This is a genomic window from Microvirgula sp. AG722, from assembly GCF_003269145.1.
Taxonomy (GTDB): Bacteria; Pseudomonadota; Gammaproteobacteria; order Burkholderiales; family Aquaspirillaceae; genus Microvirgula; species Microvirgula aerodenitrificans.
Genome location: NZ_QLTJ01000001.1, coordinates 293,625 through 309,584, shown reverse-complemented (window position 1 = coordinate 309,584; position 15,960 = coordinate 293,625). Strand labels below are relative to the sequence as shown.

Here is a 15,960-nt window from a genome sequence, read left to right as displayed (position 1 = left end):
CGGCGTGTGCCGACGCCTCTGTGACCGGCTGTGCCCGCCTTCATGAGCCGTCTGGAGGTCAGTCAATCTCCAGCCTGACCGGTTTTCCTATGCGACCGAGCATCTCGATCAGGGTGTCGATGGAGAACTTCGACGTTTTCCTGTTGATGACATCCGAGACGCGCGGGCGAGAAACCCTCAGGATGCTGGCTGCTTCTGTCTGCTTGAGGTGATGATGTTCAATCCACGATGCCAGCTCGGTCATCAACTGCACCTTGAGACGCTGTGTCTCGTTGATTTCCCTGGCGGCGGCGGCCTGCAGACGCCCGGCCTCCTCTGGCGAAAAGCCGAGTTCGGAGAAGAGGTTGGCGTCTGCCCTGGTCACATGGCGGATTTCGGTATCAATTTTCATCGCTCGAACTTTCTGGCATTGACCACGGCGCGGTAACGCAGCCTGGCGATGTGCTTGTCGCGCTCGCTGGTCGCCCGCGTTTTTTTCCGGAAACTGTGCAGGACATAAACCGCTTCCTCGAACTTGGCGACGTACATGATCCGGTAGATGCCATCACTCTCCCTGATGCGTATTTCCCGTGTGCCGGGACCGATCTCGTCGAACGGTTTCCAGTCGGCAGGGTCGAGCCCTGCCTGCACCCTGCTCAGCTGAAAGCCGGCTTGCCGGCGGGCGTCCTCGGGGAAATCCAGCAAATCGGTGTAGGCCGAGCCTGCCCAGCGAATTTCCTTGTCGATTTCCATGATACGTCATGTATAAAATTTTATACCACGATCAGTGGCCGCGTGTGGGGTCACCCGCAGAGGGCAAGCGTCCTCCTGCGACGTGCCTGCAGCAAATCCCTCCACAGGGTTGCAGGCACAATGTCGCAAAAGTGCATCAGACGGCGGAGGGAACGGTCGCCACCCGGGACCGGGTGGCGGGACCTCAGCGTTTTTCCGCCCGGCGGCCGAGGTCGGGCAGGAAGGCGGTCAGCAGGCCGATCAGCGGCAGGAACGCGCACAGCTGGTACACCATGTCGATACCGTACACGTCGGCCAGCCGGCCGAGGGCGGCCGCGCCGATGCCGCCCATGCCGAAGGCAAAGCCGAAGAACAGGCCGGATACCGCCCCGATCTTGCCCGGCAGCAGTTCCTGGGCGAATACCAGAATGGCCGAGAAGGCCGAAGCGAGGATAAAGCCGATGATGAAGGTCAGCGGGCCGGTCCAGGCCAGGCTGGCATGCGGCAGCAGCAGCGTGAACGGCGCCACGCCAAGGATCGAGCCCCAGATCACCCGCTTGCGGCCGATGCGGTCGCCGATCGGGCCGCCAAGCAGGGTGCCGGCGGCAACGGCAAACAGGAACACGAACAGGTACAGCTGCGCGGACTGCACCGACAGCTGGAACTTGTGGATCAGGTAGAAGGTGTAATAGCTGGTCAGGCTGCTCAGGTAGAAATACTTCGAGAAGATCAGCATCAACAGCACGCCGACGGCCAGTGTGACCTGGCGCGACGACAGCGCATGGCCGGGTGCGGTGCGGGCAGCGGTCTTGCGGGCGCGCTGCTGGCGGCGATACCAGCCGCCGATTTTCCACAGCACGACCATGGCCAGCAGGGCGGCGGCCGAGAACCAGGCGACGCTGCGCTGGCCTTGCGGAATGATGATCCAGGCGGCCAGCAGCGGGCCCATTGCGCTGCCGGCATTGCCGCCGACCTGGAAGATCGACTGGGCTAGGCCGTGGCGGCCACCGGATGCCATGCGTGCCACGCGCGACGATTCCGGGTGGAAAATCGATGAACCGGTGCCGATCAGCGCGGCAGCCAGCAGCAGCGTCGGATAATCGGTCGCCGCCGCCAGCGTCAGCAGACCGACCAGGGTGCAGCCCATGCCGATGGCCAGCGAGTACGGTTGCGGTCGCTTGTCGGTATACAGTCCGACCACCGGCTGCAGCAGCGAGGCGGTGATCTGGTAGGTGAGGGTGATCAGGCCGATCTGGGCAAAGCTCAGATGGAAGCTGCTTTTCAGCAGCGGATAGATCGCCAGGATCAGCGACTGGATCATGTCATTCAGGAAATGCGAGAAGCTGATGGCGCCGAGCACGCGAAAGCCGGTGCGTTCGCTGTCGGCCCGGGGCGGGGCAGTGGTGGTGGTGGTCATGACGTCGGAGCGCAGGGTGGGTGGCGATAGCGACTGATCATAACTGGCGACCTGCTGCCCGTCCTGCGAGAATCAGGCAGCAACTGGCGCAAATCGGGCAGGTGGACTGCACCGATGCCAGCGAAAGGTCATCGATGCAGCTCCCTCCCCGCTATCTGGCCTACGACCGGCGTGACGTGCCGGTGATTGCGATGGCGATCGATTATGCCGACGGTCATGTCACGCCGCCGCACAGTCACCCGAACGCACAGCTGATCCATACCGTGCAGGGGGTGCTGGTGGTCGGCACCGCGCATGGACAGTGGGTGGTGCCGCCGACGCGCGGGCTGTGGATGCCGGCCGGCACCTCGCACTGGGTGCGCATGGTTGGTGATGTGCGCATGCGCACGGTCTTTATCCGCTGCGATGCCGCGCCGGACTTGCCGGACAGCTGCCGGGTGCTCGGCATTTCCGGGCTGCTGCGCGAGCTGATCCTGGCTGCCATCGATGTCCGGATACCTTATCTGTCTGACTCTCGCGACGGGCGGCTGATGCGGTTGCTGCTGGATGAGCTGCGCGAGATTCCGACCCTGCCGTTGCAACTGACCCTGCCGTCGGACCCGGCCCTGCAGCAATTGTGCGCGGCACTGGTGGCCAGCCCCGACGATGCCACCACACTGGCGCAGTGGGCGGCGCGACTGGCGCTCGATCCGCGCACCATTGCCCGGCGTTTTGTGCGCGAGACCGGCATGACCTTCGGCCAGTGGCGGCAACAGGCCCGGCTGCAGGCAGCGCTGGAAGCACTGGCCACCGGCAGCAAGGTGGTCGATGTCGCCCTTGGCCTCGGCTACGACAGCCCCAGTGCGTTCACCGCCATGTTCAAGCGCCAGTTTGGTGTCGCCCCGAGTGTGTTTTTCCGTTAGGACCAGCCTTCCAGTACCAGCTTGCCGATGGTGTGGCCGGCCTCGAGCCGGGCGTGGGCGCGACGCAGGGTAGTGGCGTCGATCGGGCCGAGCACTTCGCCGAGCGTGGAGCGCAGCCGGCCGGCGTCGATGCCGTCGGCGATGCGTGCCAGCAGACGGTGCTGCTCGATGCGGTCGTCGGTGCGGAACATGGCGCGGGTGAACATGAACTCCCAGGCAAAGGCCGCGCTCTTGCTTTTCAGCAGCTCGACCGGCAGCGGGCGGGCATTCTCGACGATGGTGACGATGGTGCCCTGCGGCCGGATCAGCTCGGCCAGTGCCGGGAAGTGCTGGTCGGTGTCGTTGAAGCAGGCGATGTAGTCGACCGTGTCCAGCCCCAGTGCCCGAACCTGTGCGACCAGGTCGCCGCGATGGTCGATGACATGATCGGCACCGAGCTCGCGGCACCAGCTTGCGGATTCGGTTCGTGAGGCGGTGGTGATCACCGTCAGCCGGCCGAGCGTTCTGGCCAGCTGGATGCCGATCGAACCGACCCCTCCCGCACCGCCGACGATCAGTATCGTCTTGCCGGCATCCTGCCCGTCCGGGCTGATGCCAAGACGGGTGAAGCAGGCCTCCCAGGCGGTGATGGCGGTCAGCGGCAGAGCGGCCGCGGCGGCAAAGTCGAGGCTGGCCGGCATCGGGCCGACCAGGCGTTCATCGACCAGCTGGAACTCGGCGTTGCAGCCGGGACGGGTGATGTCGCCGGCGTAGTAGACCCGGTCGCCGGGTTTGAACAGCGTGACATCGCGGCCGACGGCATCGACCACGCCGGCTGCATCCCAGCCAAGCACGCGCGGCGTGCTTTCCTGTTGTGCTTTTGGCGCGCGCACCTTGGTATCGACCGGATTGACGGCAATGGCGCGCACGGCGACGCGCAGGTCATTCGGTCCCGGTTCCGGCAGTGGCAACTCGATATCGAGCAGCGACTCGGCGTGGTCGATGGGCAGGTAGCGGTACAGGCCGACGGCTTTCATGGTGGTGTCTCCAGGCGATGACGATGAGTGATGCCGGAAGTGTAGTCGGCGGTGGATTCGCCGATTAGACTGCCCAATGTGGAAACTTTGTCCGTCAGGATGAACAATGACGCCGGAATTCGACCGGATGGCAGTCTTTGTGCAGGTGGTGGAAAGCGGCAGCTTTACTGCTGCGGCGCAGGCGCTCGGCCTGCCCAAATCCACGGTCAGTCAGCAACTGGCCAGGCTGGAAGCCTCGCTGGGTGTGCGGCTGTTGCAGCGGAGTACGCGCAAGCTGAGTCTGACTGCCGCCGGGCAGCTGTATGTCGGCCACTGCCAGCGCATGGTCGAAGCCGGTCGTGCCGCCGATGCGGCCGTTTCCCGGCTGCGCGATGCGCCGGCCGGCCAGTTGCGCATTACTGCGCCGGAGGCCTCCGGCGCGCTGCTGTTCGCCGGGCTGGTGCCGGCATTTCGCCGCCGCTACCCGCTGATCAGCGTCGACATGCTGGTGACCGATGCCCATCTCGACCTGATCGGCGAGCGCATCGATCTGGCGTTTCGTACCGGGCGGCTGGCGGATTCGAGCTTTGTCAGCCGGCATGTCGGCGAGGTGCGCCGTGCTCTGGTGGCGGCCCCGGACTATGTGGCGCACGCCGGCCTGCCGGTTTCACCGGCCGATCTCGCCGCTCATGCCTGTCTGGTTCATCATCCGGCCCCGGACTGGCCGCTGACGGGGGCGGATGGCCTGCAGCGGGTCGTGCCGTCGCCGGGCATGCGCAGCAGCAGCCTGATGTATCTGCAGCAGGCTGCCGTTCATGGTGCCGGCATTGCCATGCTGCCGGCGTTCATGTGCCGGTGCGAGCTGGCCAGCGGGCAACTGGTCGAACTGCTGGCAGCGTATCCGCCGTTGCCGAACCAGTATTTCGCTGTCTATCCGACCCGCACCCACGTGTCGGCCGCGCTGCGCGCCTTCCTGGATTTTGTCGGAACATGGGGGCTGGCCGAGCGGCTGGCAGCCGTCGATAAATGAAAATGGCAGACCGGAGGTCTGCCATGGGGCGGATCGCAAACTGCCGGAAATGATTACCGGACGTGCGGTGCCAGCGTGTGCAGCATCTGCGCCAGCACCTTCGGGTTGGCGGCGACCACGTCACCGGATTCCAGCCAGCCCTGCTCGCCGAACACGTCGGTGACAATGGCGCCGGCTTCCTGGGCGATCAGGCTGCCTGCGGCGATGTCCCACGATTTCAGGTTCAGTTCCCAGTAGCCGTCCACGCGGCCGCTGGCGACATAGCACAGGTCGAGCGCGGCCGAGCCTTCGCGGCGCACGCCGGCGGTCTTGCGGATCATGTCGGCGAACATGGCCAGGTACTGGTCCAGATAGCTGACGTCGGTGTACGGGAAGCCGGTGGAGATCAGGCTGTCGGCCAGGCTGATGCGCTTGCTGACGCGGATGCGGCGATCATTGAGGAAAGCGCCGCCGCCTTTGCTGGCGGTGAACAGGTCGTTGCGGTTCGGATCATAGACCACGGCCTGCTGGATCTGGCCCTTGTGCGCGAGGGCGATGGATACGCAATACTGCGGATAGCCGTGCAGGAAGTTGGTGGTGCCGTCCAGCGGATCGATGATCCACAGGTATTCGGCGTCGGACAGCGAGGCCCCGCCCGATTCCTCGGCTAGAATGGCGTGCTTGGGGTAGGCATCCCGGATCATGTCGATGATGGCCGCTTCGGCCGCACGGTCGACGTCGCTGACGAAGTCGTTGTGCTGTTTCTGCTCGGCGCGGATCAGGTCGAGGTTGTTCGACGCGCGTTGAATGATGTTGGCGGCGCGACGCGCGGCCTTGACCGCGATGGTCAGCATCGGATGCATGGGAGCCTCTCTGGCAAAGGGGGCGCGCCGCGAATTCTTGCCGCCGCGCGTCTGGATAGTCCGGGTTTAAGGAACGATAAAGACCCGGACAGTTGGATGTTCCGGGCCTTTTGATGGCCGGAATTTTAACGCAGTTTTCTCAATGTCGAAACCCGAAGTCCCTGATTTTTTGCGTAATGTGCGCGTCGTTCTGGCGCGTCCTTCCCATCCCGGCAATATCGGCGCCGCCGCGCGCGCGATGAAGACCATGGGCGTGACCCGCCTGTATCTGGTCGAGCCAAAGCGTTTTCCCGATGCCGAGGCGACCACGCTGGCATCCGGCGCGGCCGATGTGCTGGAGAACGCCGTGGTGACCGGCACGCTCGATGCCGCGCTGGAAGGCGTGTCCATCGCCTGTGCGCTGACCAGCCGCAAGCGCGAGCTGACCACGCCGCTGGCCGCGCCGCGCGACGCCTGTGCCGAGCTGCTGGCGGCGGCCCGCGACGGGGTCGAGGTTGCACTGGTGTTCGGCAACGAAACCTACGGACTGTCGATCGACGAGGTCGCGCGCTGCAACCGGCTGGTCACCATTGCCGGCAACCCGGACTATTTTTCGCTGAACCTCGGCCAGGCGGTACAGGTCATGTGCTATGAGCTGTTCAGCCAGTTGGCATTTCCGCTTGATCATTTGCGGGCCAATGCCGAACTGGCCAGTCATGAAGAGGTCGAAGGGTTCTATGGTCATCTCGACCGGGTGCTCGACGGTATCGGTTTCTATGACCGGCGCAATGGCGAACGGCTGATGCGCCGCTTGCGCACCCTGTATGACCGCGCCAGCCTGGAGCGGCAGGAGATCGATATCCTGCGCGGCATGCTGAAGCAGATCGAACGCCGCTGCGGGCCGGACCCGTACCGACACGACTGAGTCGCGTGAACTGCGCCGCCGATCCCCGCCTGCTGCCGTTGCTGGCCTCGTTGCGCGAACCGGCGGTGCGGGCACTGGCGTCACTGCTGCTCGGGCCGTCGCCGTGGGACAGCGGTGTCGAGTTCGACCGGGCCCTGCTGGCCGGACCGCGGGCTGCCGAACGGCTGCTGGCACTGGACCGCCGCCCTGCCGTATTGCTGGACTGGCTGGCGGCCCGGCGCACCGGGCGCCTTGGCGCCCATGCCGAGGCGCTGCTGGCCTTCTGGCTGGCACAGCGGAGTGCGCAGCTTGAACTGGTGGCGGCCAACCGCGCGGTGCGGGTCGAGGCGCATACCCTTGGTGAGTTCGATTTCCTGCTGCGGCTGGACGGACGGCCGCTCCATGTCGAAATGGCGTGCAAGTTCTATCTGGAAGTCGCGCCGCAGTGCTGGGTCGGGACCGACCTGCGCGATGCGCTGGCGCTGAAACGTGCGCAACTGGTGCGCCAGCTGGCGCTGGCCGGCGATGCGCGTGCGGCGGCGACCCTCCCGCCCGGTTTCGCCGGCTGCCCGGCCTTTACCGTGTTGCGCGGGCAATTGTTCCGGCCGGCCGGCAGCGGCGAACCGGTGCACTGGTGGCGGCATCAGGGGGAGGCCTGGCCGGCACGGGCGGCCGACAGCCGCTATCTGCACCTGCTCCGGCTCGACTGGCTGTCCCCGGCCCGGGCTGGCCGGGCCGACGTGCAGACCGCCGCCGAGCTGCAGGCGCGGCTGGCGGGCAGGAGAGAGGCGCTGATGGTGGCGGAAATGCAGGCCGTCGGCGATGACGACTGGCAGGAAGTGTCGCGCGGCTTCGTGGTGCCGGCGCACTGGCCGGAGCCCGGCCGGCTGGCCACCCTGATGGCGCGCATCGCGGCGCTGGATGGCGGGGAGAAGGAATGATGAAGCAGCTGCTGATCCTGTGGGCCGGTCAGACCGGGCGCAACCTGCAGCTGGCGCGGGCCGCGGCGGCGGCGGCCAGTGAGGCGGGCGAGGGGGAGATCGACGTGCGGCTGCTGCCGGCGCAGCAGGCCGGCATCGACGATCTGCTGGCCTGTCACGGCCTGATTGTCGCCACGCCGGAAAATTTCGGCTACATGGCCGGCACGCTGAAGGATTTTTTCGATCGCACGTTCTACCCGGCCCAGGGGCGGGTGGAAGGATTGCCGTATGCGATCCTGATCTGTGCCGGCAATGACGGCAGCGGGGCGCGAGTCGCGATCGAACGCATTGCGCGCGGCTATCCGCTGACGCCGGCCTGCGAGCCGCTGATCGTGCATGGGGAGCCCGACCAGGCCGCGCTGGAGCGCGCGGCCGAGGTCGGTGCGACGCTGGCGCTCGGCCTGTCGCTGGGACTGTTCTGAACCGGGTTCAGGTGGTGGCAATCGGCATGCTCTGCTGGCAGCCGCCGACCAGGGTCTTCAGGTTCTCCGGCTGAATCAGCTGGATGTGCTTGTGTTCGACAATGATCCAGCCCTGGGCCTGGAATTTCGACAGCGTGCGGCTGACGGTTTCCAGCTTCAGACCGAGGAAGGAACCGATTTCCTCACGGCTCATGCGCAGGATGAAATCGTTGGCGGCGAAGCCGCGGGCGGAGAAGCGCTGGGACAGGTTGAGCAGGAAGGCGGCCAGACGTTCTTCCGCCTTCATGTTGCCGAGCAGCAGCATGACCGACTGGTCACGGACGATTTCACGGCTCATCAACCGGAAGAAATGATGCTGCAGGGTCGGGATGTCACGACCGAGACTGGTCATGCGCGAGAACGGCAGTTCACAGACCTCGGCATCCTCGAGCGCGATTGCATCACAGCCGTGCAGGCTGCTGGAGACGCCATCCAGGCCCAGCAGCTCGCCGGACATCTGGAAACCGGTGACCTGCTCGCGGCCGTCATGGCTGGAAATGCAGGTCTTGAAAAAGCCGGTCCGGATGGCGAACATGGACTTGAACGCCTCGCCGGCGCGGAACAGGTACTCGCCGCGCTTCAGGCGCCGACTCTGCCGGATCACGGCGTCGAGCTGGCTCATCTCCTCGCGATTGAGTCCGATGGGCAGGCACAATTCGCGAAGACTGCAGTTCGAGCAGGAGATCTTCAGCGTGTGGGCAGTAAGCGGATTGTGTTCGGCCATGATGATCCGTTCAGGTTGTTATCATGCCAGGCTTGACGACTATCAAAGGCGCCCCTGCACGATTCAGGCAAAGTGGTTCACTGCCTGAGAGGTTTATCCATTTATGACGACAGCAATTCACGACAACGTGGCTCCCGCCCAGTTCATTTTCGACCGAGAGTTGATCGAACGCCTCGACGGCAGCGGTCCTCGCTACACCTCGTATCCGACGGCAGACCGTTTTACCACCGAATTCAACGGCGTAGATTATCGCCACTGCCTTGAGCAAAGGCAAATCGGCGCCAGCGCCAAGCCAGTATCATTATACGCTCATATACCGTTCTGTAATACAGTCTGCTACTACTGCGCCTGTAACAAGGTCATTACCAAGGACAAGACGCGTGCGGATACCTATCTGGGTTATCTCGAACGCGAGCTGGCGCTGCATGCCGAAGGGCTGGGGCCGCGCCAGGACCTGATCCAGCTGCACTTCGGCGGCGGCACGCCGACCTTCCTGTCCGACGAGCAGATGCAGCGGCTGATGGACGCGATCCGTCGCCATTTCAACCTGTTGCCCACTGGCGAATACTCGATCGAGATCGATCCGCGCAAGGTCAGCGCCGACACGGTGCGGCTGCTGGCGACCCAGGGCTTCAACCGCATGTCGGTCGGGGTGCAGGATTTTGATCTGCAGGTGCAGAAGGCCGTCAACCGGGTACAGAGTGTCGAGGAGACGCTGACGGTCATCGACGCCGCGCGGTCGTCCGGCTTCAAGTCGGTCAGCCTCGATCTGATCTACGGCCTGCCGCACCAGACCGTCGACTCGGTCCGGCGTACGCTGGAGACGGTGCTCAGCATCCGTCCGGACCGGCTGGCGCTGTACAACTACGCCCACCTGCCGACGGTCTTCATGCCGCAGCGGCGCATCAACGAAGCGGATCTGCCGTCGGCCGAGGTCAAGCTCGACATCCTGCAGATGGCGGTGCAGATGCTGACCGATGCCGGTTACGAATTCATCGGCATGGACCACTTCGCCCTGCCGGACGACGATCTGGCCGTGGCCCTGCGCCAGGGACGGCTGCAACGGAACTTCCAGGGCTACTCGACCCATGCCGACCATGATCTGGTGTCCATCGGGACCTCGGCCATCGGCAAGGTCGGCGCCAGCTATCACCAGAACGCAAAAGACCTCGAACAGTATTATGCGATGCTGGACGAAGGTCGGCTGCCGATCGTCCGCGGTCTGCTGCTGAGTGCCGACGACCTGCTGCGCCGGGCAATCATTCAGGCGCTGATGTGCCGCTTCTCGCTGTCGATGGAAGCGATGGGCGAGGGTTTCGGCATCGACTTCAAGCAGTATTTCGCGCCGGAAATGGCCCGGCTGGCCGAATACGAGGCTGACGGACTGGTCGAGCTGGATGACGAGTGGATCGCCGTGACGCCGCAGGGGCGTTTCCTGATCCGCACCATTGCCATGGTGTTCGACCGCTATCTGCGCGAGAAACAGACCCACGCCCGCTACTCGAAGACGATCTGAGCCGCTGACGCCGTATCAATGGTGTGCGTACAGCTGCCTCAGGTAAATCGCTGTGCTCTGCTGTTCGAACCGGACCGTATTGACCAGGCTGGTGCGCGCAGAGGTCCACATGCCCTGAGCCTGGAAGACCCGGACGTCCTCGTACGGCAGCTTGTGCAGCGTGAACGACTTCCAGAGGTACTCGGGTGAAACGGTTCCCTTGCCGGCCACGACAGTCTTGCCCAGCCGGTTTGCGACAACCTGGGCGACGGATGACATGCTGTTGCCCTGGCCTGCGTGACACGACCCCAGCAACACGGTGTCCGTGTCGGCGTCGAGCAGCGGGCGGATACGTCTGGCCAGTTGGGGGGCGCGCAACAGCTTGTTTGCGGCGATCGTCACATGGGGTGAGCCATGGATGCCGACTGTCTGTACGCCCGGCCCCTTGTTCCAGACTCTCAGTGACATGTCAAAATCGGGGTTTTTCCGCAGATGTCTGCCCAACCGCCATGCGCCGAAACCGATGGCGCCCAGGACCAGGCTAACCAGACTCGCGGCGACCCCCAGGCCGTAGGATACCCTTCCCAGCGTTGCTGCCTGTCCAGGGCTTGAGCCGGCCAGCAGATTGGAGGCCGCGCCGGTAGCGACGGAGATGATCGCCAGCGCCAGCCCCAGACTGGCCAGTATGGATGCCGTGCCAAAGGTGGCAATGGAGAGGACCAGACTGACCAGGCCGAGGGCGATTCCGGTGTTGGAAATCGCTGAATAACCGGAAGGATCACGATTGTTGACCGGGTCGCCCAGACAGAATGCATAGGGATTGATGCCTCCCGTCCCGAACGGGCTCAATGGGTCCGGTTGCAGGACGCGCTGAATCATCGGGTCGTAGCTGCGTACACCATTACCCATATGGTAGTAATTTTTGTTGCCGACATAGTCTGAAAGCATGCCATGCAGGCCGAGCCGTGGACGCTTTTTCCAGATTCTGACGGCTTGCGCTGCTGCCCTGGCCGCTGCCGGAGACGGGGGACGTGATGGCATGGCGTTTCCTCCTCGTGGAGTTCCTGGCCGCACATCAATTCGCGGTCGATGGACTGGTGTCTGAACGTTTCCTTCTTCCTGCATAGTAAGGGCTGGTCTGGCGCCGGTTGCAATTCCCGACGAATGGGCTGGCGCTGTCCTCAGACCGACGGTGGCCGGACGTGGTCCGGGTGCGAGGGGCAATCGGCCTGGTGGTCGCTGACCACGCCGACTGCCTGCAGGTACGCCTGGATGACCGTGCTGCCGACGAAATTCATGCCGGCTTTTTTCAGCGCCTTGCTGATCCGGTCAGACAGCGGGGTCGAGGCTGGCGCGTCGGTGTAGCGGGTGAAACGGCTGACGACCGGCTGCCGGTCCACGTGCGACCACAGCCAGTCGGAAAACGAACCGTGCTCGGCCTGCATGGCGACGAAGACCCGTGCATTGCGGCGGGCGCTGACCACCTTGAGCCGGTTGCGCACGATGCCCGGGTCCTGCAGTGCGGCCTCCAGCTCCTCGTCGCTCATCGCGGCGACCCGCTGCGGGTCGAACTGATGGAAGCGGCGGCGGTAACCGTCGCGCTTGCGCAGGATGGTGATCCACGACAGACCGGCCTGGGCGCCTTCCAGGATCAGCATTTCGAACAGCTTGCGGTCATCGTGGACCGGGCGCCCCCATTCCTCGTCGTGATAGGCGATATACAGCGGGTCGGTCCCGCACCACGGGCAGCGCTCACCGGTCATGCCGTTCTCCATCGGTTCAGGGTTCGTCGCCCGGCCGGGCGAGGTCGAAGGCTTCACCCTCGCCGATCCGGCGGCGCAGCACGTTCAGGTAGACGTTCGGGTCCGGCATGCTGCCGTTGCGCTGGGCCAGCCAGATCATCTCCGCCAGACCGTCCATCGCCGCATGCTGGGCATCGTGACGGGTGCCGAGCCGGGCCGCGAGGCGGTCGACCAGATCGCGGACGCCGGCGGGCTGATCGATCGACACCTGCTCCTCGATCGACAGATGCATCATCATGTGCAGGAACGGGTTGGTTTCGCCGCCCTCCGGACGCCAGTCGCGGTCGAGGTAGCGGTCGGGGTCGGCCAGCATCGGCTGGTATTCGGGGTGTTCCAGTTCGATGGCCAGCGCGATCCGTTCGAGGTCGGTCAGCGGCTGTCCGGCATGATGCTTCTGCCAGGTATCGAACAGGAAACGGCGGGCTTCGTCACGGCTGGGATTGAACATGCAGCGGCCAGGGGATAACTTGAGTAGATTGGTAGGGATTATACCCTGTGACCCATTGCCAAGGAGCAGCGATGCCGAGTGTCCATGATTTTTCCGCCGTGCGTCTCGACGGCAGCGAGCAGAAACTGTCCGACTATGCGGGCCAGGTCCTGCTGATCGTCAACACCGCCAGCGAGTGCGGTTTTACCCCGCAATACGCTGGCCTGCAGGCGCTGCAAGAGCGTTTCCATGACCGCCGGTTCAGCGTGCTCGGCTTTCCATGCAACCAGTTCGGCGGACAGGAGCCGGGCAACGAGGCGGAAATCGGCCAGTTCTGCACCACCCGCTTCGGGGTGAGTTTTCCGATGTTTGCCAGGGTCGATGTCAATGGCGCGCAGGCGCATCCGCTGTACGCCTACCTGACGCACGAGAAGCCCGGCGTGCTGAACACCGAGCGCATCAAGTGGAATTTCACCAAGTTTCTGGTCGACCCGCAGGGCGCGGTGGTCGATCGCTATGCGCCTGCGACCAGGCCGGCAGCGCTTGTCGACGCCATCGAGCGCCTGCTGCCGCGCTCAGACCAGAGTGCCTGGCAGTTGTGAGAGGCTGCTGTGCCAGGATAGGGAGCGCGGCAGCCCGCTGGTGAACTGGAGACCCCGCACGTTGAGTTCAAACAGGGACCCGGCAGCGGTCTCGGCATGGAATGCCGCATTGCTCTGGCCAGATGACACCGGCACCGATGCCGGGGCAGACCGCGTTCTGAATGGCGCGTGCCGGGGGGGTAATCTGTGGAAATGCTGCGAGACCCACTGCCGCGTGGTGCTGAACCTTTCTGACAGCATGGACACCGTTCGTGCGGGTCTGCGCCGCAAGTGCTGCAGTGCCGCGAGATTCGCCTGTCTCAGTTGTATCTTGTGGAGGGCGACCATCGCCTTGATGCCATGAACCGCCGTGGCAAAACCGATGGTGTTGCCGATGGCGACCAGGATATTGCCGGCCAGCGACAGAGCATTGCCCAGTGCGGAGTCCGCTCCCAGTGCGCTGCCGGCGCTTTGCAGCGACATGCCTGTCACTGCCACTACAAGGCCGACCGAGGCGATGATGAGGGCCAGCGTGCCGCCACTCATGAAGTTGAGGATGATGCCGGCCAGACTGGCCAGGATGCCGGTGGCGTTGGCAATGTAGCCAGTGATGTCGGTGGTGGTGCCAAGCACGTAATAGCCGGATGGATCGCGCCGGTTGACCGGATCACCGCTGCAGAATGCATACGCATTGATACCGCCCCTGCCGAACGGGCTGTGCGGGTCCAGACGCAGGAAACGCTGGGAAACCGGGTCGTAGCTGCGTGCGCCATTGCCAAGGTGATACCACTGGCGGGTGCCGATCCGGTCTACCAGCTGACCATGCATGCCGACCCGCGTGAGCGGGGCGGGTGACACCGCCGCAGTCAGGCGCGGGCGGGTAGCCGGGGACTGGGCATTCTGAACTGCAGGCATCATGATCTCCACGGCTGGCCGGCGGGGAGCGAGGCCGTACCGTGGTGTCCGGTAGCACTCTCTGCCTGGTCTTTATCTAGATCTAGGCAGGGGTTGCATGACTGTCATTGCGGACTGACGAGTGGTTTCCGGCGGAACACCAGGTCCCAGACCCCGTGGCCGAGGCGCAGGCCGCGCTGCTCGAACTTGGTCAGTGGCCGGTAGTCGGGGCGTGGCGCGTAACCGGCGGCGGTGTTGACCAGATCCGGATTGGCGGACAGCACGTCCAGCATCTGGATGGCGTAGTCTTCCCAGTCGGTCGCCAGGTGCAGGTAGGCCCCCGGCTTCAGTCGCGATACCAGCAGGGCGACGAATCCGGGCTGCACCAGCCGGCGCTTGTTGTGGCGTTTCTTGTGCCACGGGTCGGGGAAGAAGATATGGATGCCGTCCAGGCTGTCGGCCGGCAGCATTTCCCGCACGACTTCGACCGCGTCATGGCGGATGACGCGGATGTTTTCCAGTTGCTTCTCGCCGACCAGCTTCAGCAGGCTGCCGACACCGGGTCCGTGAACCTCGATGCCCAGGTAATCCTGTTCGGGATGGCGCTCGGCGATTTCCGCGCTGGCCTGGCCCATGCCGAAGCCGATTTCGAGGATTTTCGCTGCCTGGCGGCCAAAGGCGGCATCCAGGTCCAGCGGCTGGCCGGTGTACTCGATGCCGAAACGCGGGAACAGCGTGTCGTAGGCGCGCTTCTGTCCCGGGGTCAGGTGCCCCTGACGCAGGACGAAGCTCTTGATATGGCGCTGGAAGTCGGGATTTTCCATGTGGCGGGACGCGGGGAATGACAAAGCCGGCGATGTTACCCGGCGGCCGCGTCGGCGACCAGTTCGATGGTGGCATCAGCGGACGCCAGAAAGGCGTCCAGGGTCGGATAGCGCAAGGCAACGGGCAGTTCGGCATGCATGCGCGCATTCAGCAGCAGGCGAGACTCGCGCAGAAACGACCATTGCGCCGGCGACACGGCCGTGGCCAGTTCGGCATGCGGCAGACGCGGCGGGCGGGTCAGCCGGTAACGGTCGGCGATGGCATCCAGCCACTCGCCGGTGGCCAGCTGGCTGTCGTCGCAGACGTTGTAGCAGCGAATGCCACCATGGCGTTCGAGCGCGGCCACGCACAGCAGGGCCAGATCGTCGGCATGGATGCGGTTGGCCGGCGTGTCCTCGCTGGCGATCGCGCACGGCGTGCCGGCGCGCAGCCGTGCCAGCGGCAGGCGGTCACCGGCATAGATGCCCGGTGCCCTCAGTATGGTGACGCTGGCACCGGTCTGGCGGGCAAATTGTCGCCACAGCCGTTCTGCCGTCAGCCGGCGCATGCCGCGCGCCGAGTCCGGACGGCATGGCGCCGTTTCCGGTGTCGGCGCCCCGTGGCGGTCGCCGTACACGCCGCTGGTACTGATATAGACTATCCGGCGTGGTATGCTTGCCCGCCTTTTGAGTACGTTGGCAAGCCGCGCGACCCGGCTGTCACCACTGGCGGATTCGTCCGGCGGCGCGGTGTACAGCACGCAGTCGGCCAGCCCGGCCAGCCGCTCCAGCGACGCGCGATCGTCGAGATCGGCGTGGATTGGCAGCGCGCCCAGTGCCCGCCACATGGTGGCCTGTTCCGCCCGGCGGTGAACCACCAGCACGCGGTAGCGGCCGGTCAGACGAGGGAGCGCGCGCCGGGCGACATCGCCGGCGCCGACGACGAGCAGGGTCGGGAAATCGGGCATGCCGGCATTGTAGCCGGTCGCCAACGCCACCGCCGAACACGGGGC

General features: G+C 64.9%; 19 protein-coding genes. 7 read left to right on the top strand and 12 right to left on the bottom strand.

Annotation, left to right across the window (positions count from 1 at the left end; all coding sequences use genetic code 11):
* Window positions 1-58: 58 nt before the first annotated feature.
* From DFO50_RS01405 to DFO50_RS01395, 3 genes are all read right to left on the bottom strand, one after another.
* Window positions 59-391: a helix-turn-helix domain-containing protein gene (locus DFO50_RS01405; RefSeq protein WP_028498111.1), complete on the bottom strand. Its 333-nt coding sequence runs from the start codon at window positions 389-391 to the stop codon at window positions 59-61.
* The gene (locus DFO50_RS01400) at window positions 388-732 is read right to left on the bottom strand and encodes a type II toxin-antitoxin system RelE/ParE family toxin (protein WP_112691930.1); all 345 of its coding nucleotides are present in this window, start codon (window positions 730-732) and stop codon (window positions 388-390) included. The genes DFO50_RS01405 and DFO50_RS01400 overlap by 4 nt, the downstream gene beginning before the upstream one ends.
* Before the next feature lie 184 nt (window positions 733-916).
* Window positions 917-2,128: an MFS transporter gene (locus tag DFO50_RS01395; protein ID WP_036385105.1), complete on the bottom strand. Its 1,212-nt coding sequence runs from the start codon at window positions 2,126-2,128 to the stop codon at window positions 917-919.
* Window positions 2,129-2,262: 134 nt separating this feature from the next.
* Here DFO50_RS01395 and DFO50_RS01390 point away from each other — a divergent pair, with 134 nt between their 5' ends.
* Window positions 2,263-3,030: a helix-turn-helix domain-containing protein gene (locus tag DFO50_RS01390; RefSeq protein WP_036385103.1), complete on the top strand. Its 768-nt coding sequence runs from the start codon at window positions 2,263-2,265 to the stop codon at window positions 3,028-3,030.
* Here the strand turns inward: DFO50_RS01390 and DFO50_RS01385 are convergent.
* Entirely contained in the window at window positions 3,027-4,046 is a 1,020-nt protein-coding gene (locus tag DFO50_RS01385) for a zinc-binding alcohol dehydrogenase family protein (protein ID WP_028498107.1), read from the bottom strand. The genes DFO50_RS01390 and DFO50_RS01385 overlap by 4 nt on opposite strands.
* A 106-nt stretch (window positions 4,047-4,152) precedes the next feature.
* On the opposite strand from DFO50_RS01385, the gene DFO50_RS01380 reads away from it, so the two are divergent.
* On the top strand, window positions 4,153-5,055 hold the full coding sequence (locus tag DFO50_RS01380) for a LysR family transcriptional regulator (protein WP_028498106.1): 903 nt from the start codon (window positions 4,153-4,155) through the stop codon (window positions 5,053-5,055).
* A 53-nt stretch (window positions 5,056-5,108) separates the two neighbouring features.
* Here the strand turns inward: DFO50_RS01380 and DFO50_RS01375 are convergent, their stop codons facing one another.
* Window positions 5,109-5,897 carry an inositol monophosphatase family protein gene (locus DFO50_RS01375; protein WP_028498105.1) on the bottom strand — a complete coding sequence of 263 codons (789 nt, stop codon included), beginning with the start codon at window positions 5,895-5,897 and terminating at the stop codon, window positions 5,109-5,111.
* A gap of 142 nt (window positions 5,898-6,039) precedes the next feature.
* Here DFO50_RS01375 and DFO50_RS01370 point away from each other — a divergent pair, with 142 nt between their 5' ends.
* The 3 genes from DFO50_RS01370 to DFO50_RS01360 are packed head-to-tail and all read left to right on the top strand — an operon-like array spanning window position 6,040 to window position 8,182.
* Window positions 6,040-6,801 (top strand): RNA methyltransferase, encoded by a 762-nt coding sequence (locus DFO50_RS01370; protein ID WP_112691929.1) that lies wholly within the window; start codon window positions 6,040-6,042, stop codon window positions 6,799-6,801.
* A gap of 5 nt (window positions 6,802-6,806) precedes the next feature.
* Window positions 6,807-7,721, top strand: a complete 915-nt coding sequence (locus DFO50_RS01365; RefSeq protein ID WP_051528641.1) for a DUF1853 family protein — start codon at window positions 6,807-6,809, stop codon at window positions 7,719-7,721.
* Window positions 7,718-8,182 carry a flavodoxin family protein gene (locus tag DFO50_RS01360; protein WP_233495159.1) on the top strand — a complete coding sequence of 155 codons (465 nt, stop codon included), beginning with the start codon at window positions 7,718-7,720 and terminating at the stop codon, window positions 8,180-8,182. Before DFO50_RS01365 ends, DFO50_RS01360 begins: the two co-directional genes overlap by 4 nt.
* 7 nt (window positions 8,183-8,189) lie before the next feature.
* On the opposite strand, the gene fnr is transcribed toward DFO50_RS01360, so the two are convergent.
* A complete protein-coding gene (gene fnr / locus DFO50_RS01355) occupies window positions 8,190-8,945 on the bottom strand; it encodes a fumarate/nitrate reduction transcriptional regulator Fnr (protein ID WP_028498102.1) in 756 nt (251 codons plus the stop codon).
* A 103-nt stretch (window positions 8,946-9,048) separates the two neighbouring features.
* Between fnr and hemN the strand changes: the two genes are divergently transcribed.
* Window positions 9,049-10,461, top strand: a complete 1,413-nt coding sequence (gene hemN, locus DFO50_RS01350; protein ID WP_051528640.1) for an oxygen-independent coproporphyrinogen III oxidase — start codon at window positions 9,049-9,051, stop codon at window positions 10,459-10,461.
* A gap of 15 nt (window positions 10,462-10,476) precedes the next feature.
* Here hemN and DFO50_RS01345 read toward each other — a convergent pair whose 3' ends face one another.
* The 3 genes from DFO50_RS01345 to DFO50_RS01335 all read right to left on the bottom strand — a co-directional run bounded on the left by DFO50_RS01345 (window position 10,477) and on the right by DFO50_RS01335 (window position 12,690).
* Window positions 10,477-11,481, bottom strand: coding sequence for an RHS repeat-associated core domain-containing protein (locus DFO50_RS01345; protein WP_158537386.1), 1,005 nt, complete (start codon window positions 11,479-11,481; stop codon window positions 10,477-10,479).
* A 140-nt stretch (window positions 11,482-11,621) separates the two neighbouring features.
* The gene (locus DFO50_RS01340; protein ID WP_028498099.1) at window positions 11,622-12,203 is read right to left on the bottom strand and encodes a DNA-3-methyladenine glycosylase I; all 582 of its coding nucleotides are present in this window, start codon (window positions 12,201-12,203) and stop codon (window positions 11,622-11,624) included.
* Between the two features lie 16 nt (window positions 12,204-12,219).
* The gene (locus DFO50_RS01335; RefSeq protein ID WP_028498098.1) at window positions 12,220-12,690 is read right to left on the bottom strand and encodes a DUF1841 family protein; all 471 of its coding nucleotides are present in this window, start codon (window positions 12,688-12,690) and stop codon (window positions 12,220-12,222) included.
* A 71-nt stretch (window positions 12,691-12,761) separates the two neighbouring features.
* Here DFO50_RS01335 and DFO50_RS01330 point away from each other — a divergent pair, with 71 nt between their 5' ends.
* Window positions 12,762-13,271, top strand: coding sequence for a glutathione peroxidase (locus DFO50_RS01330; protein WP_112691927.1), 510 nt, complete (start codon window positions 12,762-12,764; stop codon window positions 13,269-13,271).
* Here DFO50_RS01330 and DFO50_RS01325 read toward each other — a convergent pair.
* From DFO50_RS01325 to DFO50_RS01315, 3 genes are all read right to left on the bottom strand, one after another.
* Entirely contained in the window at window positions 13,245-14,168 is a 924-nt protein-coding gene (locus DFO50_RS01325) for an RHS repeat-associated core domain-containing protein (RefSeq protein WP_107890276.1), read from the bottom strand. The genes DFO50_RS01330 and DFO50_RS01325 overlap by 27 nt on opposite strands.
* 101 nt (window positions 14,169-14,269) lie before the next feature.
* Window positions 14,270-14,968, bottom strand: coding sequence for a tRNA (guanosine(46)-N7)-methyltransferase TrmB (gene trmB, locus DFO50_RS01320; protein ID WP_028498095.1), 699 nt, complete (start codon window positions 14,966-14,968; stop codon window positions 14,270-14,272).
* 35 nt (window positions 14,969-15,003) lie between these two features.
* Complete coding sequence (locus DFO50_RS01315) at window positions 15,004-15,939, bottom strand: NAD-dependent epimerase/dehydratase family protein (protein ID WP_233495158.1); 936 nt, start codon at window positions 15,937-15,939, stop codon at window positions 15,004-15,006.
* Window positions 15,940-15,960: the final 21 nt, after the last annotated feature.